We start from the raw sequence: 22,982 nt of genomic DNA, 5'->3' as shown, positions 1-22,982 counted from the left end.
TTGCTCTGATGCGGGTCCTGGCCCTGGCGGATCGGCCCTTCCATGCCGATGTCGCGAAGCTCGCCTCCCAATGTGATGTGGAGGCGGTCGTCTGCCTCGGCGACCTCCAGCCGAGCTGGCTGGAGACGCTCGACAAGGTCGCGTTGCCCAAGCTCGGCGTCTACGGCAATCACGACGACGAGCCGTACATGACCTGGTTCGGGATCGACAACGTGCACATCAACCGGATCGATCTCGACAACGGGGTGTCGTTCAGCGGGTTCGAGGGCTGCGTGTCCTATCGCCGCTCCGGCACCTCGAAGGTCGGGCCGTCCTACACGCAGCGCGAAGCCAAGAAGCTGATGCGCAAACTACCCGCGGCGGACGTGCTGCTGTGCCATTGCCCGCCCCGGGGCGTCAACGACGACCCGGACGATCCGGCCCACATCGGCTTCGAGGCGCTGCGCCCGTGGGTGCTCAAGCACCAGCCGCGCTGGCTCCTGCACGGGCACGTCCACCCCACGCCCGGCAGCCTCCTGCACCGCATCGGCGAGACGCGGGTCGTCTACGTCAACGGCGCGCGCGTGGTCGAACTCACCTGAGGGGTTAGGCCCGATGGGCGGGCAACCCTACCTTTGCCTGACCGGTTGCCTCCCTACTTGCTCGCCCGCCGCCACGCGACGCTGGAGGCATGATCAACGGACGCGACCGCACCGGAGCCGCCGCCCTTGTGGGCGCGGCTGTAACCGGTCTCATCGCGTTCGCGCTCTTCCTCGCCGGCGGCCTGCTGCTGTGGGCCAACGGCCACTACAAGGACGCCGACGGCTACCTCTCCACCGGCAGCCAGCGCTTCGACTCCGCCGAGTACGCCATCACGACGCCGAACCTCGAAGTCGGCGCGGGCTCACCCGGCTTCCTCCTGGAGGCCGACCGCTACGGCGAGCTGCGCCTCCAGACCATGGCCAAGGGCGGCAAGCCGCTGTTCGTCGGCATCGCCCCCACGTCCGACGTGAAGGCCTGGCTGAGCGGCACCTCCTTCAGCGAGGTCTCCGACATCGACTACGCGCCGTTTGAGGCCACCTACGCCCAGTACCACGGCACCCGCAAGCCCGGCCCGCCCGCGCTCCAGAGCTTCTGGGCCGCGACCGGCGCCCACGCCCTGCACTGGAACGTCCAATCCGGCCAGTGGTCGATCGTGGTGATGAACGCCGACGGCTCACGCGGCGTCTCCGCCGCCGTCAGCGCCGGCGCCAAGGTCCCGCTGATCGCGACGATCGGCTACGCGACCCTGATCGCGGGCCTCCTCTTCGTCGGCCTCACGGCCGCGCTCACGTGTTACGGCTCGCGCCCGGTCGCGCGCACGCTCGCCGTCGCCTAGCCGCGCGGCACGGGTCAGGAGGTGGCGCCGCTCGGGTTCACTGGTGGTGCGCCGGGCCGCCGCTCGGCGCACCTCCGGGACCAGGCGCCGGACGGCCCGCCAGTCGCTCACGGCGCGACGTCGGCCTCGTGCATGAGTGGCCGGACCTCGACACCCCAGTAGCGCGCCGACGGGTTGCGAGCCGCGATCTCCAGGGCCCGTTCCAGGCTGTCGCAATCGAGGATCGTGAAGCTGCCCAGATACTCCTTGGCCTCGGCGAAGGGGCCGTCGGTCACCACCGGCGTCCCGTCGGCGACCCGGACCAGCTTCGCGTTCACCTGGTCGGCCACGCCATAGGCGCCGACCAGCTCACCCGACTCGAACAGCTCCTGGTTGAGGGCATCGGTCGCGCGCAGGATCTCGGCGAAGGCCTCCTCACCCACCGAGCTGAACGCTTCCTCGTTGCCGTAGATCAGCAGCATGTACTTCACAGCTCGCTCCTCTCACCGCTCTGACTGCGCCGGTCCGACCAGCTCGCCGCCGGCGCCGCGATCGTCCAGCACCAGCTTCGACCGCCCGGTGACGGTGTAGCGAATGTGGGTGACCCCGGGCGCCTCGACGACCCGGGTCGGGACCAGCTCGATGCCGTCGTCGGCGCCGAGGCCGAGGCTGGGGTCGAACAGGCGCTGGCCGTCGCCCAGCAGCACCGGGGCGATGTGCACCTCGAGCTCGTCGAGCAGCCCGGCGGTCAGCACCTGGCGCAGGAGCTCCCCGCCGCCGGACACCGCCACGTCCTTGCCACCGGCGGCGTCGCGGGCCAGCTCGACGGCCCGCTCGAGTCCTTCGGTGACAAAGGTGAAGGAGGTGCCACCCCGGCGTTCCAGCAGGGCCCGGGAGCGGTGGGTGACGACGAACACCGGGGCCCGGAACGGCGGCTCCTCGCCCCAGGGGACCTCGCCGGCGTCGAACATGCGCCGCCCCATGACATAGGCACCGGCCGCCGCGAACGTCTCCCCGATGATCTCCGAGTCGATCGACCGCTCGCCGCCGGCGAAGCCCTGCCGCTCGCGCCACGCCATGGCGTCGACGGCCCAGCGGGTGACCCGGAAGAAGCCGGGCGCCTCGGGGCCCCCCATCCAGCCGCTCATGTCCTTGGGGTCCCGCGTGTCCCGCGGCCCGGTGTAGAAGCCGTCGAGGGACACCGACATCTGGGCGGTCACCTTGGTCATCGTTCGCGCTTCCTCTCGCGTTTGGCGGCCCCGATGGCCGCCGGTGCCCATAAGTCGGAGCCGACCGCCCGTTCTCGACACGCGCTGACGATCGAGGCCCTTCTAGCGCGCCAGCGCGCCCACGACCTCCTGCCACCACGCCCGCTCGCCCGGCGACGTCGCATTGGCCAGGCGCCGCCGGGCGAAGGCCTGCAGCTCGCCGGACGGGCCGACCGCCATCAGCGGGCCGGAGACGCCGTAGCGGCCGTCCTCGAGCAGGACGAGGGCGCCGGGCTCGTCGCGGCGTGTGCGGAGCTGCTCGACCACCTCGTTGCCGGCGAGCGTCTTCGGGCGCTGGGGGTCGCCGTCGTCGGGCTGCCACGGCCGGATCGACGTGACCGAAGGGCGCGAACGCGGACGGCGCCGCGGGCGTTCCTCGAGGCCGATGGGGCCTTTGCGCCAGCGCCGCATCAGCTCCCGGAACTCGACCGCGACCTCCTGGCGCACGAGCACGTGCAGCTGATCGCCGACCTGGATGACCGTCGAGCCGCGGGGTGGGATCGCGCGCTCGCCGCGGACGATCACGTTCAGCAGCGCTTCGCGCGGGAGGCCCAGCTCGCGGACGGGGTGACCGGCGATCGCGTCGTCCGGGCGCACCGGGAACTGCATCGTCTCGGCGCCCAAGCGGTTCAGCAGCACCGGCTCGACCAGGGGCGCCGGGATCGCGGCCTCGTCGGAGGTCACGCCGAGCCAGCGGGCGACCGGCTCGATCGTCAGACCCTGGAGGATCGTCGAGAACAGCACGACGAAGAAGGCGACCTGGAAGATCAACTCGCCGTGGGGGATGTCCTCGGTCACGGGAAACGTCGCGAACACGATCGGGGTCGCACCCCGCAGCCCCGCCCACCCGAGCATCAGCCGCTCGGGAAGCGTGAAGCCGTAGGCGACGATCACGGACGCCAGCGGCCGCGCGAAGACCGCGGTGACGATGGCGATCGCGGCGCCCTCGGGGATGATCGAGATCAGGTCGCCCGGGTTCACGAGCAGCCCGAGCAGCAAGAAGAGCGCGAGCTGCGCGACCCACGCGAGGCCCTCGTGGAACGTGATGATCGTGCGCCGGGCGGGCGAGGTCGCGCTGCCGATCACGAGACCCGCGAGAAAGACGGCGAGAAAGCCCGTGCCGCCCAGCGTGTCCGCGCCGCCGTACGCCATCGCCGCGAAGGCGACGGAAGCGACCGGATACAGACCGGCCGACGGAAGCGTCACGCGCTGCAGCACCCACACGCCAAAGCCGCCGATCGCCAGGCCCACGGCCGCACCCACGGCGAGCTCGCTGACGCCGAGCCAGAGCGCGTCCAGCAGCCCGAAATCGGGGTGGTTGATGGCGTCGATCGACGCCAGCACGAGCAACACGGCGATCGGGTCGTTGACGCCCGATTCGCCCTCGAGCGTGCGCGCGAGCTTGCGCCGCAGCGTCGAGCCACGCAGGACGGCGAACACGGCGGCGGCGTCGGTCGCGGCCACCGTCGAGCCGAGGATCAGCGCCTCGAGGTTGCTCAGCTCAGTGAAGAGCAGCGCCGCGGCGACGGCGGTGATCCCGGCGGTCAAAGCGGTCCCGACCGTCGCGAGCAGGACCGAGACGCGGATGACCGGCTTGATCTCCGCCCAGCCGCTGGAAAGGCCGCCCTCGTACAGGATCAGCGCGAGCGCCATGATCGCGGCGTTCTGCGCGACGTCGTAATCCTCGGGCTTCTCGCCGAAGTTGATCCACTGCAGGCCGTCGGACCCGAGGACCATGCCGAGGATGAGCACGAGGACGAGGCCGGGCAGGCGAAGACGCCCCGCGAGCAGCGAGGCACCGATGCCCGCGGTCAGCAATGCACCGACCGCGAGGGCGACGAGCCCGACGTCCATCTATGGACCCTTTCAGAACAGCGAGTCTGAAGGCGGTGTGAGAGGCGCTTCCGGGGGTGTCAGCAGCTCCGCGCCTTCGACACCCGCCTTATTGACAGCGGGATTGGCGGGTGCTACCGACACCCGCGCACTGTCGAGCGGCACGAGGAACTCCAGCGCTTCTCCAGCGCCGACGTCGGAACTCAGCCACGCCGCCTCGGCCTCCGGCCCCTCGAGCACGACCGGCATCCGATCGTGGACGGGCGCGCAGATCTCGTTCGCCGTCGTCGTCAGGATCGCCGCGCCGGTGCCGTCATACAGGCCGGCGAAGGCGAACGGGACGCCGCCGTCGACCGTGTAGCGGAAGGGCAGCCGCGGCGCGCCTTTGCGCTCCTGCTTCATCCACTCGTACCAGCCGTCGGCCAGCACGAGGCAGCGTCCGCCCGTCATCAGCCACTTGAAGCGCTGCGCGGCGGTCTCCGAGCGCACGTTGATCGGCGTGAACTTCTGGCCGCGGAACGGCCGCAGCCCCCACGCCACCGAGGCGGCCGCATTGGGTTGCAGGACGGTGGCGATCGTCTCCGTCGGGCACACGTTGAAGCGCCCGAGCGTCTCTTCGTCAGGCGGTGAGATGAGGCCGAAGCGCTGCGCGATCTCGGGGCCGTCGACCGTCGACAGCGTGTACCGGCCGCACAAGCTAGGCCGTCTCCACTTCCGCGAGACCCAGTTCCTCGATCGCCAGCTCGCGCAGCTTGTACTTCTGGACCTTGCCGGTCACGGTCATCGGGAACTCGCTCACCACTTCAACGTAGCGGGGGACCTTGTAGTGGGCGATCTTGCCCTTGCAGAACTCCGCGACCGCGTCGCGGTCGAGCTCGGCGCCGCGGCGCGTGACGATCCACGCCATCAGCTCTTCGCCGTAGCGCGGATCCGGCACGCCCACGACCTGCACGTCGGCGATGTCCGGATGGCCCATCAGGAACTCCTCGATCTCGCGCGGGTACACGTTCTCACCGCCGCGGATGACCATGTCCTTGATGCGCCCGACGATCTTCAGGTAGCCCTCCTCGTCCATCTGCGCGAGGTCGCCGGTGTGCATCCAGCGGGCGCGGTCGATCGCGTCCGCGGTCTTCTCCGGCTCCTCCCAGTATCCGAGCATCACGCTGTAGCCGCGCGTGCACAGCTCACCCGGCTCGCCGCGCGCCACGATCGCGCCGGTCTCGGGGTCCACGACCTTGGACTCGAGGTGCGGGTGCACGCGGCCGACCGTCCCCACCCGCTTGTCCAGCGGGTCGTCGGCGGCCGTCTGCGTCGACACGGGCGAGGTCTCGGTCATGCCGTAACAGATCGTGACCTCCTCCATGTGCATCTCAGAGACCACGCGGCGCATCGTCTCGATCGGGCACGGCGAGCCGGCCATGATCCCGGTGCGCAGGCTGGTGAGGTCGAACTCGCCGAACTCGGGGTGCTCGAGCTCGGCGATGAACATCGTCGGCACGCCATAGAGGCTCGTGCACTGCTCGTCCTGGACGGCCTGCAGCGTGGCGACCGGGTCGAACGCCCCCGCCGGGATCACCATGCAGGCGCCGTGCGACGTGCACGCGAGGTTGCCCATGACCATGCCGAAGCAGTGGTAGTAGGGCACCGGGATGCAGACCCGGTCCGCCTCGGAGTACCGGCAGCCGCGGCCGACGAAGTAGCCGTTGTTGAGGATGTTGTGGTGGCTGAGCGTCGCGCCCTTCGGGAAGCCCGTGGTGCCGCTCGTGTACTGGATGTTGATCGGGTCGTCGAACTGGGTCGCGGCCTGGCGCGCGCGCAGCTCCTCGGCCGAGGAGCGCTCGCCGCGGGCGATGAACTCCTCCCAGTCGCGCCCGATGAACACCACCTGCTCGAGCCCGATGATGTTGTCGCGCACCGCGCCGACCATCTGTACGTAATCAGATGTCTTGAACGTGGTCGCGGCGACGAGCATCCGGCACCCGGACTGGCGCAGGACGTACTCGAGCTCGGACGTCCGGTAGGCCGGATTGATGTTGACGAGGATGATCCCGGCCTTGGCGGTCGCGTACTGCACGAGCGCCCACTCGGCGCAGTTGGGGCTCCAGATGCCGACGCGGTCGCCGGCCTCGATCCCCGCGGCGAGGAACGCGCGCGCGGTGCGATCGACCGCTTCCCCGAACTGCGAGTACGTGTAGCGGAGGTCCTGGTGGACCGAGACGAGCGCCTCGCGCTCCGGGAACCGGGCGATCGTGCGGTCGAGGTTGTCACCGATGGTGTCGCCCAACAGCGGCGTTGACGACGTCCCGGATGCGTACGACGGCTCCATGCGGGTCCTCCTCGGTCTCTCCTACGGGGAGAGCCTAATGGAGGTCAGCCCTTGGGGCGCTGGAATCGTGCGCTGTCGAGCGGGATCGTGTCGAGGGCGTGGATCGCCGTGCCCTCCAGCCGGAAGCGCACGCGCTTCTTCTGGCTCGGGGAGCCGGGCGTGTCGCCGGGCGCGTACACGCCGTAGGTGAGCGTGACGGTCATCTTCTGCGCCTTGCTGACGCTGAGCTTCGTGCTCGGGTTCAGCGCGTCGTTGCCCAGGAACTGGTCCTTGATGAAGAAGAAGGCGCGCGAACCGCCACCGGAGTCGCCCACCGGCCGCCCGATCAGGACCCGGAAGGTCGACTTGTAGTGGTAATCGCTCGGCTTGAGCGTCGTGTAGCCCTTCTGGCGCACGACGGCGATGGCCGCCTTGAGCGCCTCGCGCTCCGCCTTGGTCGGCCCCTTGGGCTTGGCCGGCTTCTTCTTGGCCGCGGCCTTCTTCTTGGTCGCGTGCTTGGCGGGCGTCGCCGTCGGGGTGGCCGCGGCGGCGGACGTGGAGTCCTTGTCGGGCATCACCATCGACGCGATCGCCACACCGACGCCGATGAACGCGAGCGTCGCGATCAGCCCCGCGATCCTGCGCGTCCAGCGATACGCCTTCCGTCGTGGCGGCAACCGGTTCCGATTGCGCTCCGCCTGCACCCTGCGCGAACTCGAGTCCATCCCGCGCGGAGCATCGCCGAACGCTCACGGCCCGTCAATAGGGCCTAGGACCCAAACACGCCTTATCCGAGGAACGTGTCGTAGAGCAGGAAGCCGTTGAGGCAGATGATCAAGAACGCGACGATGCCCGCGACGACGGTCGTGAGCCGGCGGTTGACCAGCGCGCCCATGATGTCCACCCGGCGCGTGAGCAGCACCATCGGCACGAGCGCGAACGGGATGCCGAAGCTGAGCACGACCTGCGAGATGACCAGCGTGGTGCTCGGGTTGACGCCGATCGCGAGGATGACCAGCGACGGCGCCATCGTGACCGCGCGGCGGGCGAAGAGCGGGATGCGGCGGTTGATGAAGCCCTGCATCACGACCTGGCCGGCGAACGTGCCGACGCTTGAGCTGCTCAGCCCTGAGGCGAGCAGCGCGACCGCGAAGGCCAGCGCCGCGCCGCCGCCGAGCAGCGTGGTGAAGCCGAGGTGCGCGCCCTCGATCGAGTCCACGTCGGTCAGACCGGAGTTGTGGAAGAGCTGCGCGGCGACGACCAGCATCGAGATGTTGATGATCCCGGCGAGGCCCATCGCGAGGAAGACGTCCAGGCGCTCGAAATTCAGCAGCTCGCGCTTCTCGGACGTGCTCTCGGGCTTGATGCGGCGCGAGGTCAGCGCCGAATGCAGGTAGACGACGTGGGGCATCACGGTCGCGCCGAGGATGCCGACCGCCAGCAGGATGCTGTCCGTGCCCTGGAAGGTGGGGATCAGCCCCTTGGCGAATTCGCGCGTGTCGACGCCGACCTGCAGCAGGTCGTACATGAAGCCGAGGAAGACGATCGCCAGGAAGCCCGTGATCGCGATCTCGAACTTGCGGTGCCCGCGGGTCTGCAGCTCGAGGATCGCGAACGCGACGACCGCGGTCATCAGGCCGGCGACGAACGGCGGGACGCCGAAGAGGAGATTGAGGGCGATCGCGGCGCCGACGAACTCGGCGAGGTCGGTGGCGATGGCGATCGCCTCGGCCTGCAGCCAGAGCCCGAAGGTGACGGGCTTGGGGAAGTGCTCGCGGCAGAGCTCCGGCAGGTTCTTGCCCGTGGCGATGCCGGTCTTGGCCGACAGGTACTGCACGAGCATCGCCATCAGGTTCGCGGCGACGATGACCCACAGCAGCATGTAGCCGTACTTGGCGCCGCCGGCGATGTTCGTCGCGAAGTTGCCCGGGTCGATGTAGGCGACGGCGGCGACGAACGCCGGGCCGAGCATGCCGACGACCCCGCGGACCTTGCCGCGGGAGCGCAGCGCGCGCAGCGGCGAGATCGCGATCGGCGCGCCGTCGGACGTCGCCGCGGCCGCGGCTTCGAGGACCGTGGGCGGGTTCACGACGTCCGCACCCGCATCGAGGTGGCGAGCTGGCCGCCGAGCGCGTGCGTGGCGCCCGCGACCTCGACGAACAACGGGCCGCCGAACGGCTGCTTGTCGATGACGCGCAGGTGGGTGCCGGGGACGATCTCGCGCGCCGCGAGATAGCGCAGCATCTCCGGCTCAGCGTCGGAGATCCGCACGACCGTCGCCTCCTCGCCCGGCTCCAGCGTGGAGAGACAGGCCGTCCGCTCCACCGGGAGGACGAGGTCGGCGTCCGGAATCGGGTCGCCGTGCGGGTCGTGCGTCGGGTTGCCGAGCTTGGCGGCGATCAGCGCCTCGAGCTCCTTGGAGAGGACGTGCTCGAGCACTTCCGCCTCCTGGTGCACGCGGTCCCACGGCACGCCCAGCGACTCGGCCAGGTAGAGCTCCAGCAGCCGGTGGTGCCGGATCATCTGCAGCGCCAGGCGGGTGCCGGTCTCGGTCAGGCGCACGCCGCGGTAGCGCTCGTGGGTGACGAGGCCGAGCTCGTCGAGCTTGCGCACCATGCCGCTCGCCGAGGCGGGCGTGACGCTGACGCGGTGCGCGATCGCCGTGATGCCAACCGGTTCTTCGCCTTCCTGCAGCGCGTAGATCGCCTTCGCGTAATCCTCTACGGCGCTGGAGAATTCGGTTTCACGGGTGGCCACGGATCAAATTATGGCACGCCTAACTTTGGTTTCAAGAGGCCGAGAGAAGAAAGTGCCACGGCGCAGAGAGCGATACTTGCGCCCGCCGCGATCTCGAGCTCGTAGGAGATGATCAACCCGGCGATGCCCGCCACCACGGCCAGCGCGGCCGAGAGCGCGAGGATCGAGGGGAGCCGCTGCGCGAGGTTCAGCGCCGCCGCGGCGGGCGCGAGCACCAGCGCGACCAGCAGCAGGTTCCCGAGCCCCTGCACGGCGGCGACGGTCGTCACGGCCAGCACCGCGAGCAGCGCGAGGTCGGCCCGCGCGGGCCGGATCCCGAGCGCCTGCGCGCTGCCACGCGCGAACGCGGTCGCCGTCAGCGCGCGGTAAGCGGCCGCGAGCGCGATCAGGACGCCGATCGACAGCGCCGCGGCGGCGACGAGGTCGCCGTTGGTGATCCCGAGCAGGTCGCCGAAGAGCAGCTCTCCGAGCCGTGGCGGCGTCTCGGGCGAGAGCGCGAGGATGCCGCCGAGGCCGAACAGCCCGGAGACGACGACCGCCACGCCGACGTCTCCTCCGGCCCGCGCGTCGCGCGCCACGAGCGCGATCCCGCCCGCCGCGACGAGCACGCCGCCCGCCGCGCCGAGGATCAGCGGCACCCCGGCGAGCGCCGCGAGCACGAGCCCGGGCAGCATCGCGTGCGAGAGCGACTCGGCCGCGTACGCGCGCCGCAGCAGCAGGATCCACACGCCCAGCGGCCCGCAGGCCAGCCCGAGGACGATCGCCTCGAGGAACGCGCGCTGCATGATCCCGCTGGAGAGCATCAGTGCTCGTGCTGGTGATGGCACGCGACCGTGACGGCCTGGCCGGCGCCGTCGAGGATCACGAGCTCGTCGCCGTAGGTGCGGCGCAGGACGTCGGTGGTCAGCGTCTCCTCAGGCGGGCCGAACGCGACCTGGCCGTGGTTGAGGCAGAGCACGAGCGGCCAGGCGCGTGCCTGCGCGACGTCGTGGGTGGCGACCAGCAGCGCCCGCCCTTCCGCCCGCAGCTCGGCGAAGACGCGCTCGATCTGCGCGGCGCTCGGCCGGTCAACGCCCGACAGCGGCTCGTCGAGCAGCAGGACCGGCGCGTCCTGCACGAGGGCTCGCGCGATCAGCACCCGCTGGCGCTGCCCACCGGAGAGCGTCCCGAACCGCGCGTGGGCGCGATCGGCGAGACCGACCCGCTCGAGCGCCGCGTCCGCCCGCGCCCGGTCGTCGCGCCCCACCCGCTTGAACCAGGGCGTGCGCCCGTAGGCGCCCATCAGCGCCACGTCGTGGGCGCTGACCGGGAAGTCCAGCCGCGCGCCCTCGGTCTGCGGGACGTACGCCGGCCGCCCGGCCAGCGTGACCTCGCCGGTCCGGAACGGCAGCTCGCCCAGCAGCGCGCGGAACAGCGTCGTCTTGCCGCCGCCGTTGGGCCCGAGCACCGCGGCGATCTCCCCCGCGGCGACCGAGAAATCCACGCCGCCGAGCACGTCGGCGCCGCGCACGTACCCACCGCGCAGCTCGCGGGTGACAACCCTCGACTTCAACCCTCGACCTTCCTAAATGGGGTCAGACCCCATTTATGTTGTGGCGTGAGCGCGGCGAGGGCGTAGACGAGCGCGCCGAGGACGGCCATGGCCGGGCCAGGACCGACGTTGAACGCGTCCGCGACCCAGATCGCGGCGAGGCCTTCGACGGCTGCCAGGGCGAAGGTCAGCAGCTGCTGCGTGCGCAAGGCGGGCTCGAAGAGCCGGATCGTGGCCGCCGGAACCGTCAACACGACCGTCACGAGCAGCGCGCCGACGGCGTCCAAGGCCACGACGACCGCGACCGCCACGGCGAGCAGCAGGGCGCGATCGGCGGTGGCCACGCGCACCCCTCCCGCCCGCGCGCCGTCGGCGTCGAAGCCGCTTGCCAGCCAGGAACGGCGCAGCGCCGCGTCACACGCCAGCACGCCGACGGCCGCCGCCGCGGTCAGCCAGAGGTCCGCCGGGCTCAAGGCGATCAGCGAGCCGAAGAGCAACCGGTCCACGCCCGCGCCCGAGTGGTAGACGTCGCTCGCCAGGACGACGCCGATGGCGAGCGCCGCCACCAGCAGCAGCCCGATCGCCGCGTCCGGGTCCACCCGCCGCGTCCGCTGAATGCGCTCGAGCACGCCCCCGAACCCCACCGCGCACACCAGCGCGGTCAGCTGCGCGGGAACGCCCCACGGCCCCGCCACGACCAGCCCCGGGAAGGTCGCGGTGCCGATCGCGTGCGTGTAGAACGGCAGCCGCCGGAGCACCACCCACGTCCCCAGGACACCGGCGATCACGGCCAGCAGCAGGATCTCCGCGATCCCGCGCTGGATGTAGGGCGCAGCGAAGTCAGGCATCGACAGGGCAGACGACCGCGCCGCCGGTGAAGCCCTGCACGAGCGCGCGGGTGTTGGCGGCGATCGAGGCGATGTACGTCGCGCCGTCGGAGTCCTTCGGCCCGAGCGAGTCCGCCCACAGCGCCGGCCCGAGCTTCGCGCCGGTCTCGCGGGCGATCGCCTCTTCGACCTTCGGGTTGACCGAGCTCTCGGCGAAGATCGTCTTGACGCCCTCGCGCTTGATCGTGTCGACGAGCTTCGTCACATCGCCCGCCGAGGGCTGCGCGGCCGTCGTCAGCGCCGGGATCACCGCGCCGATGACCGTGATCCCGTAGCGGCGGGCGTAGTAGCCGAGCGCGTCGTGGGAGGTGACGAGCTTGCGCTCCGCCGCCGGCACGCGGTCCAGGCACGCGCGCACGCCCGCGTCGAGCCGCCGCAGCCGCGCGACGTACGCCGCCGAGCGATCCGGCAAGCCCGCGGCGGCGAAGGCATGGCCGATCGCGACCGCGGCCCGCTCGGCGCGCACCGGGTCCTGCCACCAGTGCGGATCACCGCCCTCCAGACCGGCGGCGCGACCCACGTCGACGACGTCCTGCTCCTTGACGCCCGCGGCGTCCAGCGCCCCGCCGAGCCACGCGTCGACCTCGCCGCCGGAGCGCAGCACGATGTCCGCGGACGCGAGCGCCTTGACGTCGTCCGGGCGCACCTCGTACTCGTGCGGGTCCGTGTTGGGCGACAGGATCGAGGTGACCTTCACCCCGGGTGCGATGTTGCGGGCGAAATCGGCGAGCTGGGTGGTCGTCGCGACGACGGTCGGCGCGTCCGAGCCACCGGTGCCTGAACCGCCGCAGCCGGCAGCGGCAATCGGCAGCAGGACAAGGAAAAGGGCGGCGCGGCGAAACATCGGCGTGCAAGCTTACTGAAACTCATTCCCATTTTGTTACCGGCTGGAAGATCACTTTCATCGACCCCGGACGCTCCGATCGCGGCCATGCTGTGTTCCGAACGCTGATGGTTGGTCCTCATCGCCTCACGCGCCGCCAGGCGCTTCGTCTCGGCGCGGGCGTCGCCGCACTCGGAGCCCTGCGCGTCCCCTCCCCCGCGCTCGCGGCCGCACACGACTCCGCCGTGTTCGAGCTCGCGCTCCCCGACGGGCTCGCCCACGCGAGCACCGCCCGCTGGCACTCGACGACGGTCCTGCAGGCCCCGCGCCGCTTCGATCTCGCCGGCTTGCGCTGGGCGAGAGCCGCGAACTTCCAGGCCCAGATCCGCACCCGCCCCGCCGGCGGCCGCTGGACCCGCTGGACGCCGCTGCCCGCCAGCCACGGCACCGTCAACGGCACCGATCCCGTCTTCACCGGCACCGCCGACGAGCTGCAGCTCCGGCACCGGGGAGGCGTCGCGGGCCTGAAGGTCCGCTTCGTCCGCGCCCTCCCCCACGCGCCCGCCGCGCACGCCCGCGCCGCCCAGGCCGGCGGTGCGCCCGCGATCGTCCCGCGCGCGAACTGGGGCGCGGATCAGGTGCCGCCGCGCGCCGCTCCGAGCTACGGCACGGTGCAGGCCGCGTTCGTCCATCACACGGTCACGGCGGTCGACTACGCGCCGGAGGAATCGGCCGGGATCGTCCTGGGAATCGCCCGCTATCACCGCGATTCCAACGGCTGGAACGACATCGGCTACAACTTCCTCGTCGACCGCTACGGGGTCGTCTTCGAGGGCCGTGCCGGCGGTGTCGAAGCCGCCGTGATCGGCGCGCAGGCGCAGGGCTGGAACAGCGTCTCGACCGGCATCGCCTGCCTCGGCACGTTCACCAACATCCCGCTCGACGCGCCCGCGATGGAGTCGCTCGCCCGGCTGATCGGCTGGAAGCTCTCGCTTCACGGCGTCCCCGTCGCGGGGCAGGTGACGCTCGAGTCCGGCGGCGGCGAGAGCAACCGCTACCCGAGCGGCCAGCTGGTCGCCTTCGACCGGGTCAGCGGCCACCGCGACGGCTGCCAGACCTCCTGCCCCGGCGAGCAGCTCTACGCCCAGCTGCCGGACCTGCGGGCCCGCGCCGCGAAGTACTCGCACCCGGTCTCGGCGATCACCGTCAAGGCCTCCAGCCAGAAGGGCGCCAAGCCGACGAACGTCTCCGGCGTGCTGCGCTTCGCCGACGGCTCGTCGCCCGCCGGCGCCACGCTCACCGTCGAGTATCTGACTGGCGCCTCGGCGTGGTCACCCGTGACGACGACCGTCTGCGGGCTCGACGGCAGCTGGGCGACGAGCGCCCAACTCCCCGCCAGCGGCAAGGTCCGCGCGGTGTTCGCCGGCGACGCGACGCGGGGGCGGCTGGAGTCCGCCCCGATCAGCGTCCTGGTCGTGCCCAGCATGACCCTGACGAGCGACAAGCGGCGCGCCAAGGCGGGCACGAGCTTCGCCGTCAGCGGCACCGTCGCCCCGTCCGGACCGCTGGTGCAATGCCTCCTGGAGCGCCAAGTTGGCACCCGCTGGGTGACCGTCCAGCGCAAGCGCATCGCGGTGCGCGCCGGCCGCTTCGAGACCAAGGTCCGGCCCACCAAGGCGGGGCTGTACCGCGTCAGCATCATCGCCGAAGGCGTCACCCGGCGGCGCACACTTCGCGCGGTGCACTGAAGTTTTTCGGTCAGGCTCCGAACACCCGGGGGAGATGTCCCGGATATCCGCCTGGCTACCGCGTGGCCGCGCCCTACCTCCAGAGGTCTGGGCGGCGCGTCATCGTGGGCTCCTGCTGGTCCTCGCCGCGCATCTCGTCGTGCTGCCGGCGTTCGCCGTCAGCCAGGGCTGGTCGCTCGCCGCGGCCTGGGCGTTCGACATCGGGCCGGCGGCCTTCGGCCTCGCCGCGTTGTCGCCCCGGCTGTCGCGCGGCTGGCGGTCCTCGATGTGCGCGATGGCGCTGCTCTCCTGCTCGGCGCTGGTCGTCGTGTCCGCGCACGGGACGATCGAGGCGCACTTCCACTACTTCGTGATGGTCGGCGCCCTGGCGCTCTACGAGGAGTGGTGGGCGTACCTGCTGGCGATCGCCTTCGTCGTCCTGCAGCACGGCGTGATCAGCTTCTGGGAGAGCGGCGCCGTCTTCGACCACCAGTCCGGCGCCGCGTGGCGCTGGGCGGCGATCCACGGCCTGTTCGTCGCCGCGCTGGCGGCCACCAACCTCGTCTCATGGCGGGCCAACCAGAACGCCCGCGCCGCGACCGCGAACTCCGACGAGCGCTTCCGGCGCGTCTTCGATGCCGCGCCGGTGGCGATGGCGCTGGTCGCGCCCGACGGCACGGTCCTGCAGGCGAACGAAGAGCTGCGCGAGCGCGCGGGCGTCGGCGCGGTCTCCTTCTGGGACTACGCGCCGGTCGCCGACCGTCAGGCGCTGCGCGAGAGCTGGCCGCCCGAGTCCGACGGCCCGGAGCAGGAGCAGCGCTACGTCCGCGCGGACGGCAGCCTCGGCTGGTTCGTCTGGCGCCACTCGCTGATCCGCGACGTCGCCTCCAACGCCGACCACTACATCTCCCAGGGCGTCGACATCACCGCCCGCAAGCAGGACGCCGAACGGCTCGATCATCAGGCGCACCACGACCCGCTGACCGGGCTGCCCAATCGCGCGCTCTTCGACCGCACGCTGGCCGAGGCGCTCGAGCGCCGCAGCGAGTCCAACACCCGCCTGGCCGTCCTGTTCGCCGACATCGACGACTTCAAGGTCATCAACGACTCGCTCGGCCACCGCGCCGGCGACGAGCTGCTGGTCGCCGCCGCCGAGCGGCTCACGTCAGCCGTCCGGCCGGGCGACACGATCGCCCGCTTCGGCGGGGACGAGTTCGTGATCCTGCTCGAGCGGATCATGAGCCTCTCCGACCTGCGCCGGATCGCCGACCGCGTCGCCGCCGAGATCAAGCGCCCGTTCGAGCTCGACGGGCGCCAGCGGTTCCTGAGCTCGAGCATCGGCATCGCCGTCGCCGACGGCGGCGAGGGCGAGGTCACCGCCGAGGAGCTGCTGCGCGACGCCGACGCGGCCATGTACCAGGCCAAGGAGCACGGCAAGGCCCAGCTTGAGTTCTTCGATCGCGGCGTGCGCTCACGCGCCGTCGAGCGCCTCGAGATGGAGGCCGAGCTGCGCGACGCGCTCGCCGGCGGCGAGCTCTCGCTCGCCTACCAGCCGGAGGTCATGCTCGCCGACACGACCAAGATGTTCGGTGTCGAGGCCTTGCTGCGCTGGCAGCACCCGAAGCTCGGCGCGGTCTCCCCCGCCCGCTTCGTGCCGATCGCCGAGCAGAGCGGCCTGATCGTCCCGATCGGCGAGTGGGTGCTCGAGGAGGCCTGCCGCCAGGCGGCGAAGTGGCGCGCCGAAGGCCAGGTCGACTTCGTGATGGCGGTCAATCTGTCGCCGCGCCAGCTCTCGAGCCCGGAGCTCGCGGGCGTGGTCGAGCGGGCGCTGCGCGTCAACGACCTGCCGGCGTCGGCGCTGTGCCTGGAGATCACCGAGAGCGCGATCATGGAGGACCCCGAGGCCGCGCACCGCATCCTCCAGGGCCTGAAGGCGCTCGGCGTGCGGCTGGCGATCGACGACTTCGGCGTCGGCTACTCCTCGCTCTCGCACCTGAAGTACCTGCTGCCCGTCGACGTGATCAAGATCGACAAGTCCTTCGTCGACGGCCTGCTGGACTCACGCGACGCGCGGGCGATCATCACCGCGATCGTCCAGCTGGCCCACGCCCTGGGCGTGATCGCCGTGGGCGAGGGCGTCGAGAGCGCCGAGCAGGCAGCCGCGCTGCGCGACCTGGGTTGCCACGTCGCGCAGGGCTACCACTTCTCCAAGCCGGTCCCGGCCGACTACCTCTGCTTCAGCCAGTCCGACAGCTTGTCGGCCGCGTCGCCGGCCTTGTCGCCGGCCTTGGTGAACCCTTCGCCGGTCTCCTTGAAGATCGTCCGGAACTTGTCGGCGTAGAACTCGGCGGCGTCGCCGGCCTCCTGGCGGGCGTCGGCCTTGGAGCCCCGCTTGACGTACTCGCCGGCCATGATCCGGTCGTAGTCGCCCGAGCGGACCCACGTCATCAGCTCGTGCACGCGCCGCACGGGGTAGGGATGCGTGAGCGTGAGCTCGCGGCCGAAGCGCATCAGCTTGTCCCAGCCGGGCTCCCAGTCCACGTACTCGTTGGCCTGCTTGACGAACGCGTCGAGGCTGAGCTTGCGCGAGGCGGCGCCGGCGGAGATGACCATCATCGTCTGGCACGTCGTCATCGGGCTGCGGTTGACGAGCGTCGCCGCGCGGTCGCAGCTGAGCTCCGCCGCGCGGAACCACTCGAGCAGGGCGAGCCGGATCGCCAGCAGCGGCAGGCCGGCGAAGAACGGCAGGCGCGACAACGGGCCGGCGCCGAGCTGCAGCAGGATGTAGAGCGCGGTCTGGTAGAGCACGTGGTCGGACAGGATGTGGCCCGCCTCGTGGCCGAGCACGGTCCGCAGCTCGTGCTCGTCCATCAGGTTCACCGTGCCCGAGTTGAGCACCACGATCGGCTTCTTGGAGCCGATCGCCATCGCGTTGGTGAGCGGCATCTGCCAGATGTAGAGATCCGGGATGTAGTCGATGTCCAGCCGGGCCAGCGCCGCGCGGTGCGACGCCCACACGTCCGGCATCTGGTCCTCCCCGAGCCGGACCGCGCCGGCCATCAGCTGCTGGAAGATCGAGCGCTCGCCGAACTCGATCAACCTGCGCACGACCGTGTCCATCATCGGGATCTGTTGCAGCGCGGCGGTCGCGGCACGATCCGCGGGATGCTCGTACGCCTTGGGGGAAATGTCCTTGAGGCGCTGGTCTTCGGGCAGGTCCATCACGTCAAGGTAGTCGGTCCTTGACCCTGATTACCAATTGCAACCCGCTCCAGATCTCCGAGATCGCCGCGACCTTGTTGTCGACCAGCGCGTTGGCCAGGGCGATCTCGCGGACGACGTTCTCGGTGATGTCGGTGGGGAGCTTGGAGGTCTTCTTCGGCCACGCGATCCAGAGCCGCCCGTTCTGCTCCAGCCGCTGCCGCAGCACCGGGATCCGCCGCTCGAGGTCGCGGCGCTCGGTGTGGAAGGAGAGGATCACGTCCGCGAGCCCGGTCGCCCGGCGCACGACCGCGACGCCCTCGAGCGCGAAATCCGCGGGCGCGTTGAGCAGCAGGACCCGGCTCTCGGGCTTGATCCCGAGCTTCTTGGGCAGCGGCGTGCCGCTATAGCCGGCGCTCATCGGGGCCGATCCTACGTCGTTTGCCGTTGAGCCCCGGACCGCCCGACCCGTACAAGCGTCTAGCCGACACAAGAACGGGTTTGCACGGCCGATGAGTGAGTGAGCTAAGCACTCCGCGAAACAAAGGAATCGGTCACGGATGACACGCCATGGATGGCGAACCAATGGGAAGGCACGAACAGGGCTCCTAGCCCTGCTCGTGATGCTGGTCGTCGGCGTCCTGCCGGCAAGCGCGCCGGCGTTCGATTCGCCGGTCGCTCCGGTCACCCCAGCGGGCGCGGATGCTGAGCATGGGCTTGGTCTGATCGTCACTCCGCAGCCGGCCCCCTCGGCCAAGGCGCTGGACGCCGTCGAGGCGGGTGCAGTCGATCTTCCGGCCAGCGTCGACTTGACAGCCTTCGCGATGCCGGTGGGCGACCAGGGCCAGGTCAACTCCTGCGCGGCCTGGGCCGTCGACTACAGCGCGATGGGCTACTGGATGAACAAGCAGGGCATCGCCGGCGGCGCGCTCGCCCCGATGTTCACCTACTCGCAGGCCACGGGCGGCAAGAACGTCGGCACGACGCTGCCGTCCCACATGGACATCGCCAAGACCCAAGGCGTGGACGTCCAGTCGGACTACACGCAGGGCAACTACAACTTCGCGACTCAGCCGACCGCGCTGCAGAAGGCCAACGCGCAGCAGTGGAAGCTGACGAGCTACGACAACCTGACGATCACGCCCAACTCGGGCACGGTCTCGCAGGACTCGATCAAGGCGGCGTTGGCCGACGGCAAGCCCGTCGTCATCGCCATGCCGGTCTACCAGAACTTCTACAGCGTCAACACGACCAACCACGGCCTCTACACGGCCATCTCGGGCTCCAACATGGGCTACCACGCCGTCACGGCCCTCGGCTATGACGCGACCGGCCTTCGCATCGAGAACCAGTGGGGCACGGGCTGGGGCGACGCCGGTTGGGCGACGCTCGGCTGGGCGTTCGTCAACAAGTACGTCGTCGAAGCGCGCGCCGTCGGCGCCATGGTCGATCCCGACCCGCAGCCGAAGCTGCTCGCCGACCCGGCCATCACCGGCGTCGTCAACCGTGGCGCGACGCTGACCGCGTCCACGGGCCGCTACACGGCCTCGCCGACCGACTTCGACTACCAGTGGCAGCGCGACACGGGCTCGGGCTTCGCCGACATCGACGACGCCACGAACTCCACGTACGTCGCGGCCCAGGCCGACGTCACGTTCAAGGTGCGCGTCAAGGTCACCGCGTCCAACGCGGACGGCTCCGTCACCGGCACCTCCCTCGCCGTCGGGCCGATCAAGCCGGTCGCCCCGACCTCCACGATGGCCCCCGCGGTCACCGGCACGGCCGCCCGCGGCCAGGTCCTGACGACCACGACGGGCAACTGGACCGATACACCCACGTCCTACACGTACGCCTGGCAGCGCGACAAGGGCACGGGCTACGTCGCCATCGCCGGCGCGACGGCCGCGACCTACACGGTCGCCACGGCCGACGTCGGCGGCAAGGTGCGCGTCATGGTCACGGCCAAGAACGCCATCGGCTCCAGCGTCGCCACCGCCTCCAACGCGACCGACACGGTCGTCACCGCCCCGCCGGTGAACTCCGTCGCCCCGCCCGTCACGGGCACGGCCGCCCGCGGCTCGATCCTGACCGCCGCGACCGGCACCTGGTCGGCCGCCGGCAACACCTACAAGTACCAGTGGCAGAAGGACGCCGGCTCCGGCTTCGCCAACATCACGGGCGCGACCGCCGCCACCTACGCCGTGGCCCTCGCCGACGAGGGCGCCAAGCTCCGCGTCAACGTCACCGCCACCAACGTCGACGGCACCGCCACCGCCAGCTCTGACGCGACGGACACCGTCGCCAAGGCGCTGCCGGTCAACACGTCCGTCCCGGCGCCGACCGGCACCGCGGCCCGCGCGAGCGTGCTGACGGCCGCCCCCGGCGTGTGGGCCGGCGTCGGCAACACGTATAAGTACCAGTGGCAGAAGGACGCCGGCTCGGGCTACGCCAACATCACCGGCGCGACCGCCGTCACCTACACGCTGGCGCTCGCCGACGAGGGCGCGAAGATCCGCGTCAACGTCACGGCCACCAACGTCGACGGCACCGCCACGGCGCCGTCGGAGGAAGTCGGCCCGATCGCCAAGGCGATGCCGGCCAACACCGCCGTGCCGGTCATCGGCGGCGTCGCCAAGCGCGCCAACACGCTGACCACCACGGCCGGCACCTGGAGCGGCCCGGGCAACGCCTACACGTACCAGTGGCAGCGTGACGAGGGCTCCGGCTTCGCCGACATCACCGGCGCCACGAAGTCCAGCTACCTCCTCGTCCCGGCCGACACGGGCAACACCCTGCGCGTCAAGGTCACCGCGACCAACCCGGACGGGGCCACCTCCGCCAACTCCGTCGCGACCGCCGAGGTCGCCGACGCCAAGCCGGTCAACACGGTCCTCCCGACCGTCGCAGGCGTCACGCAGCGCACCAAGACCCTGACCGCGGGCGTCGGTACGTGGACGGGCGCGGGCAACACCTACGCCTACCAGTGGCAGCGCGACACGGGCGACGGCTTCGAGGACATCACGAACGCCAAGGCCGCCACGTACCTGCTCACCAGCGACGATCTCGGCGCCACCATCCGCGTCAAGATCACCGCGACCAACGTCGACGCCGTCGTCTCGGCCAACTCGGCCGCGACCGCGACGGTCACCACGGCCCTCCCGGTCCAGACCGCGGCCCCGGCCGCCTCCGGCACGCTGAAGACCGGCCTGAACGTCACGACCACCACGGGCACGTGGACCCCCGCGGGCTCGACGTACGCGTACCAGTGGCAGCGCGACAGCGGCTCCGGCTTCGCCGACATCTCCGGCGCGACCGCGGCCACCTACACGCTCACCAACGCCGACGCGGGCGCGAAGGTCCGCTCCAAGGTCACCGCGACCAACACGGACGGCTCCGCCGCCGGCTACTCCAAGGAGATCGGCCCGGTCCTCTCCACCCCCGCCAACACGGTGGCCCCGGAGGTCACGGGCACGCTGACCGACGCTTCGTCGCTCTCGGCGAGCACCGGCACCTGGGCCTCGGCGGGCGACCTGACCCACACCTACAAGTACCAGTGGGTCCGCTGCCCGGCCGCCGCGGCGAACGCCGCCGCCGCCGGCTGCGTCGCCATCGCCGCCGCCACGAACGCCACGTACACGACGGTCGCCGCCGACGTCGCCATGCGGATCGCCGTGCGCGTCACCGCGACCAACACCCAGGCGGTCGCCACCACGGCGGCCTCCGCGGTCACCGACGTCCTCACGGGCCGCGCGCTGACCAACTCGGCCGTGCCGGCGATCACCGGCACCGCGATGGTCAAGAACGTGCTGACCGCCAGCGAGGGCACATGGAGCGTCCCGCTGACCAAGACCGGTTATCAGTGGAAGCGCTGTGCGGCCGACGGCAGCGCGTGCGTCAACATCGCCGGCGCCACCGCCAAGACGTACACCCCGGTCGTCGCCGACACCGGCAAGACCCTCGTCGTCGCGGTCGCCGCCACCTCCCCGGGCCGGACCGCGACCGCCGAGTCCGAGGCGTCCGACGCCATCGCCGCGCTGCCGCTGCCCTCCGCGGCGACCGCGCTCACCATCACCGGCACGACCAAGCGCCAGCAGGTGCTCAAGGCCGTCCCGGGCACCTGGAACAACTACCCGACGACGTTCGCCTACCAGTGGAAGCGCTGCGACTCCGGTGGCGACAACTGCGTCGACATCGCGAACGCCAAGGCGGCCACGTACACGCTCGTGAAGGCCGATGAGGGCTCCACGATCAAGGTCCGCCAGGACGGCACGAACACGACGGGCCTCGGCTCCACGACGTCGGCCGCGACGGCCGTCGTCGAGAACGTCGACCCGGTCAACAGCGTCCTGCCCGCCATCACGGGCACCGGCGTCGTCGGCGTCGCGATGACGGCGACCAAGGGCACGTGGACGACGTCCGCCGACACGACGTACGCCTACGCCTGGCAGCGCTGCGACGCCGCCAGCGACAACTGCGCGGCGATCGCGGGTGCGGTCGCGGCGACGTACAAGCCGGTCACCGCCGACGTGGACTCCACGCTGAAGGTCAGCGTGACCGCGACCAACCCGGACGCCGCCGTCACGGCGACGTCCGCGGCCACCGCCAAGGTCAAGCCGGCGCCGCCGGCGGCCAGCCCGATCCCGGTTCTCAGCGGCACGGCGACGGTCGGCCAGACGGTCACCGCCACCACCGGCACCTGGGCCGGCACGTCGGAGACGGTCACGACGACGTTCTGGCGCTGCACCACCACCTGCACCTCGCTGCAGAGCGGCACGACCCGCACCTACACCCTGGTGACGGGTGACGCGGGCGCCAAGATCAAGGCGTCGGTCACGGGCGTCGGCCCCGGCGGGACCACCCAGGTCTACGCCGCGGCCATCCTCGGCCCGGTCAAGTCGGCCACCACCGGCACCGTGCTGGCGGCCGCCTCCCCCACGTCGCTGAAGAACGCCAGCGGCAAGGTCCTGGCCAAGACGACGGCCAGCGTGCCGAAGAACGGCGGCCAGGCGACGGTCACGGTCAATCCGGCGGCGGGCCTGACGGGCCGCTACCGCGCCTGGGCCTGCCCGACGGCTCCGGCCGGCAGCGACTGGCAGCCGTGCACCAAGCCGGTCACGCTCGGTCACAAGACGGCGAAGCTGAAGGTCGCCGTCGACGCGGGCGAGCGCGTCCGCGTGGTCGTCGCCAAGGTCGGCAAGTAGGTTCGCCGCGGCGCGCTGATTGGCGCCGCGGACACCGACCATATGCAAAGGCCCCCGCGGCGCGCCGCGGGGGCCTTCGTCGTTCTTGGCCCAAAGGTCTGCCCGATCTTTCG

General features: G+C 71.1%; 19 protein-coding genes. 5 read left to right on the top strand and 14 right to left on the bottom strand.

The annotated features are described in order from the left end of the window. Nucleotides 1-8: 8 nt before the first annotated feature. Nucleotides 9-581, top strand: coding sequence for a metallophosphoesterase family protein (locus tag OM076_RS26925; RefSeq protein ID WP_270043202.1), 573 nt, complete (start codon nucleotides 9-11; stop codon nucleotides 579-581). An 89-nt stretch (nucleotides 582-670) separates the two neighbouring features. Continuing rightward, nucleotides 671-1,357, top strand: a complete 687-nt coding sequence (locus OM076_RS26920; protein WP_270043201.1) for a hypothetical protein — start codon at nucleotides 671-673, stop codon at nucleotides 1,355-1,357. A gap of 107 nt (nucleotides 1,358-1,464) precedes the next feature. On the opposite strand, the gene OM076_RS26915 is transcribed toward OM076_RS26920, so the two are convergent. From OM076_RS26915 to OM076_RS26860, 12 genes are all read right to left on the bottom strand, one after another. Next, nucleotides 1,465-1,827, bottom strand: coding sequence for a YciI family protein (locus OM076_RS26915; RefSeq protein WP_372518083.1), 363 nt, complete (start codon nucleotides 1,825-1,827; stop codon nucleotides 1,465-1,467). Nucleotides 1,828-1,839: 12 nt separating this feature from the next. Beyond that, nucleotides 1,840-2,565, bottom strand: a complete 726-nt coding sequence (locus OM076_RS26910) for a dihydrofolate reductase family protein (RefSeq protein ID WP_270043200.1) — start codon at nucleotides 2,563-2,565, stop codon at nucleotides 1,840-1,842. A gap of 102 nt (nucleotides 2,566-2,667) precedes the next feature. Then, nucleotides 2,668-4,458 carry a potassium/proton antiporter gene (locus OM076_RS26905; protein ID WP_270043199.1) on the bottom strand — a complete coding sequence of 597 codons (1,791 nt, stop codon included), beginning with the start codon at nucleotides 4,456-4,458 and terminating at the stop codon, nucleotides 2,668-2,670. A 12-nt stretch (nucleotides 4,459-4,470) separates the two neighbouring features. Continuing rightward, on the bottom strand, nucleotides 4,471-5,133 hold the full coding sequence (locus OM076_RS26900) for an SOS response-associated peptidase (RefSeq protein WP_270043198.1): 663 nt from the start codon (nucleotides 5,131-5,133) through the stop codon (nucleotides 4,471-4,473). A gap of 1 nt (nucleotide 5,134) precedes the next feature. Continuing rightward, on the bottom strand, nucleotides 5,135-6,763 hold the full coding sequence (locus tag OM076_RS26895) for an AMP-binding protein (RefSeq protein WP_270043197.1): 1,629 nt from the start codon (nucleotides 6,761-6,763) through the stop codon (nucleotides 5,135-5,137). Nucleotides 6,764-6,807: 44 nt separating this feature from the next. Continuing rightward, on the bottom strand, nucleotides 6,808-7,419 hold the full coding sequence (locus OM076_RS26890; RefSeq protein ID WP_270043196.1) for an LppP/LprE family lipoprotein: 612 nt from the start codon (nucleotides 7,417-7,419) through the stop codon (nucleotides 6,808-6,810). Nucleotides 7,420-7,529: 110 nt separating this feature from the next. Next, nucleotides 7,530-8,831: an Nramp family divalent metal transporter gene (locus OM076_RS26885; RefSeq protein WP_270043195.1), complete on the bottom strand. Its 1,302-nt coding sequence runs from the start codon at nucleotides 8,829-8,831 to the stop codon at nucleotides 7,530-7,532. Further along, nucleotides 8,828-9,499 (bottom strand): metal-dependent transcriptional regulator, encoded by a 672-nt coding sequence (locus OM076_RS46335; RefSeq protein WP_270043194.1) that lies wholly within the window; start codon nucleotides 9,497-9,499, stop codon nucleotides 8,828-8,830. The genes OM076_RS26885 and OM076_RS46335 overlap by 4 nt, the downstream gene beginning before the upstream one ends. Before the next feature lie 8 nt (nucleotides 9,500-9,507). Then, nucleotides 9,508-10,302: a metal ABC transporter permease gene (locus OM076_RS26875; protein WP_270043193.1), complete on the bottom strand. Its 795-nt coding sequence runs from the start codon at nucleotides 10,300-10,302 to the stop codon at nucleotides 9,508-9,510. Next, nucleotides 10,302-11,051, bottom strand: a complete 750-nt coding sequence (locus OM076_RS26870; RefSeq protein WP_270043192.1) for a metal ABC transporter ATP-binding protein — start codon at nucleotides 11,049-11,051, stop codon at nucleotides 10,302-10,304. Before OM076_RS26870 ends, OM076_RS26875 begins: the two co-directional genes overlap by 1 nt. Next, nucleotides 11,048-11,878, bottom strand: a complete 831-nt coding sequence (locus OM076_RS26865; RefSeq protein WP_270043191.1) for a metal ABC transporter permease — start codon at nucleotides 11,876-11,878, stop codon at nucleotides 11,048-11,050. Before OM076_RS26865 ends, OM076_RS26870 begins: the two co-directional genes overlap by 4 nt. Continuing rightward, nucleotides 11,871-12,761 (bottom strand): metal ABC transporter substrate-binding protein, encoded by an 891-nt coding sequence (locus OM076_RS26860; RefSeq protein WP_270043190.1) that lies wholly within the window; start codon nucleotides 12,759-12,761, stop codon nucleotides 11,871-11,873. Before OM076_RS26860 ends, OM076_RS26865 begins: the two co-directional genes overlap by 8 nt. A gap of 107 nt (nucleotides 12,762-12,868) precedes the next feature. Between OM076_RS26860 and OM076_RS26855 the strand changes: the two genes are divergently transcribed. Next, nucleotides 12,869-14,488, top strand: coding sequence for an N-acetylmuramoyl-L-alanine amidase (locus OM076_RS26855; RefSeq protein ID WP_270043189.1), 1,620 nt, complete (start codon nucleotides 12,869-12,871; stop codon nucleotides 14,486-14,488). A gap of 139 nt (nucleotides 14,489-14,627) precedes the next feature. After that, nucleotides 14,628-16,808, top strand: coding sequence for a putative bifunctional diguanylate cyclase/phosphodiesterase (locus OM076_RS26850; RefSeq protein WP_270043188.1), 2,181 nt, complete (start codon nucleotides 14,628-14,630; stop codon nucleotides 16,806-16,808). On the opposite strand, the gene OM076_RS26845 is transcribed toward OM076_RS26850, so the two are convergent. Together OM076_RS26845 and OM076_RS26840 are read right to left on the bottom strand one after the other, a co-directional pair. Next, on the bottom strand, nucleotides 16,694-17,689 hold the full coding sequence (locus OM076_RS26845) for a M48 family metallopeptidase (RefSeq protein ID WP_270043187.1): 996 nt from the start codon (nucleotides 17,687-17,689) through the stop codon (nucleotides 16,694-16,696). The genes OM076_RS26850 and OM076_RS26845 overlap by 115 nt on opposite strands. Before the next feature lie 4 nt (nucleotides 17,690-17,693). After that, on the bottom strand, nucleotides 17,694-18,089 hold the full coding sequence (locus OM076_RS26840; RefSeq protein WP_270043186.1) for a DUF3052 domain-containing protein: 396 nt from the start codon (nucleotides 18,087-18,089) through the stop codon (nucleotides 17,694-17,696). Nucleotides 18,090-18,291: 202 nt separating this feature from the next. On the opposite strand from OM076_RS26840, the gene OM076_RS26835 reads away from it, so the two are divergent. Continuing rightward, nucleotides 18,292-22,869 carry a C1 family peptidase gene (locus tag OM076_RS26835; protein ID WP_270043185.1) on the top strand — a complete coding sequence of 1,526 codons (4,578 nt, stop codon included), beginning with the start codon at nucleotides 18,292-18,294 and terminating at the stop codon, nucleotides 22,867-22,869. Nucleotides 22,870-22,982: the final 113 nt, after the last annotated feature.

This window comes from Solirubrobacter ginsenosidimutans, assembly GCF_027587205.1.
Note: the sequence above shows the minus strand (reverse complement) of the source record. Positions and strands in the feature narration are given on the sequence as shown.

What these genes read in the sequence shown, in the direction of transcription:
- OM076_RS26860 (WP_270043190.1), bottom strand. Translation starts at nt 12,761, where the DNA reads ATGTTTCGCCGCGCCGCCCTTTTCCTTGTCCTGCTGCCGATTGCCGCT.
- OM076_RS26910 (WP_270043200.1), bottom strand. Translation starts at nt 2,565, where the DNA reads ATGACCAAGGTGACCGCCCAGATGTCGGTGTCCCTCGACGGCTTCTAC.
- OM076_RS26865 (WP_270043191.1), bottom strand. Translation starts at nt 11,878, where the DNA reads ATGCCTGACTTCGCTGCGCCCTACATCCAGCGCGGGATCGCGGAGATC.
- OM076_RS26875 (WP_270043193.1), bottom strand. Translation starts at nt 10,302, where the DNA reads ATGCTCTCCAGCGGGATCATGCAGCGCGCGTTCCTCGAGGCGATCGTC.
- OM076_RS26840 (WP_270043186.1), bottom strand. Translation starts at nt 18,089, where the DNA reads ATGAGCGCCGGCTATAGCGGCACGCCGCTGCCCAAGAAGCTCGGGATC.
- OM076_RS26845 (WP_270043187.1), bottom strand. Translation starts at nt 17,689, where the DNA reads ATGGACCTGCCCGAAGACCAGCGCCTCAAGGACATTTCCCCCAAGGCG.
- OM076_RS26920 (WP_270043201.1), top strand. Translation starts at nt 671, where the DNA reads ATGATCAACGGACGCGACCGCACCGGAGCCGCCGCCCTTGTGGGCGCG.
- OM076_RS26855 (WP_270043189.1), top strand. Translation starts at nt 12,869, where the DNA reads ATGGTTGGTCCTCATCGCCTCACGCGCCGCCAGGCGCTTCGTCTCGGC.
- OM076_RS26905 (WP_270043199.1), bottom strand. Translation starts at nt 4,458, where the DNA reads ATGGACGTCGGGCTCGTCGCCCTCGCGGTCGGTGCATTGCTGACCGCG.
- OM076_RS26925 (WP_270043202.1), top strand. Translation starts at nt 9, where the DNA reads ATGCGGGTCCTGGCCCTGGCGGATCGGCCCTTCCATGCCGATGTCGCG.
- OM076_RS26895 (WP_270043197.1), bottom strand. Translation starts at nt 6,763, where the DNA reads ATGGAGCCGTCGTACGCATCCGGGACGTCGTCAACGCCGCTGTTGGGC.
- OM076_RS26835 (WP_270043185.1), top strand. Translation starts at nt 18,292, where the DNA reads ATGCTGGTCGTCGGCGTCCTGCCGGCAAGCGCGCCGGCGTTCGATTCG.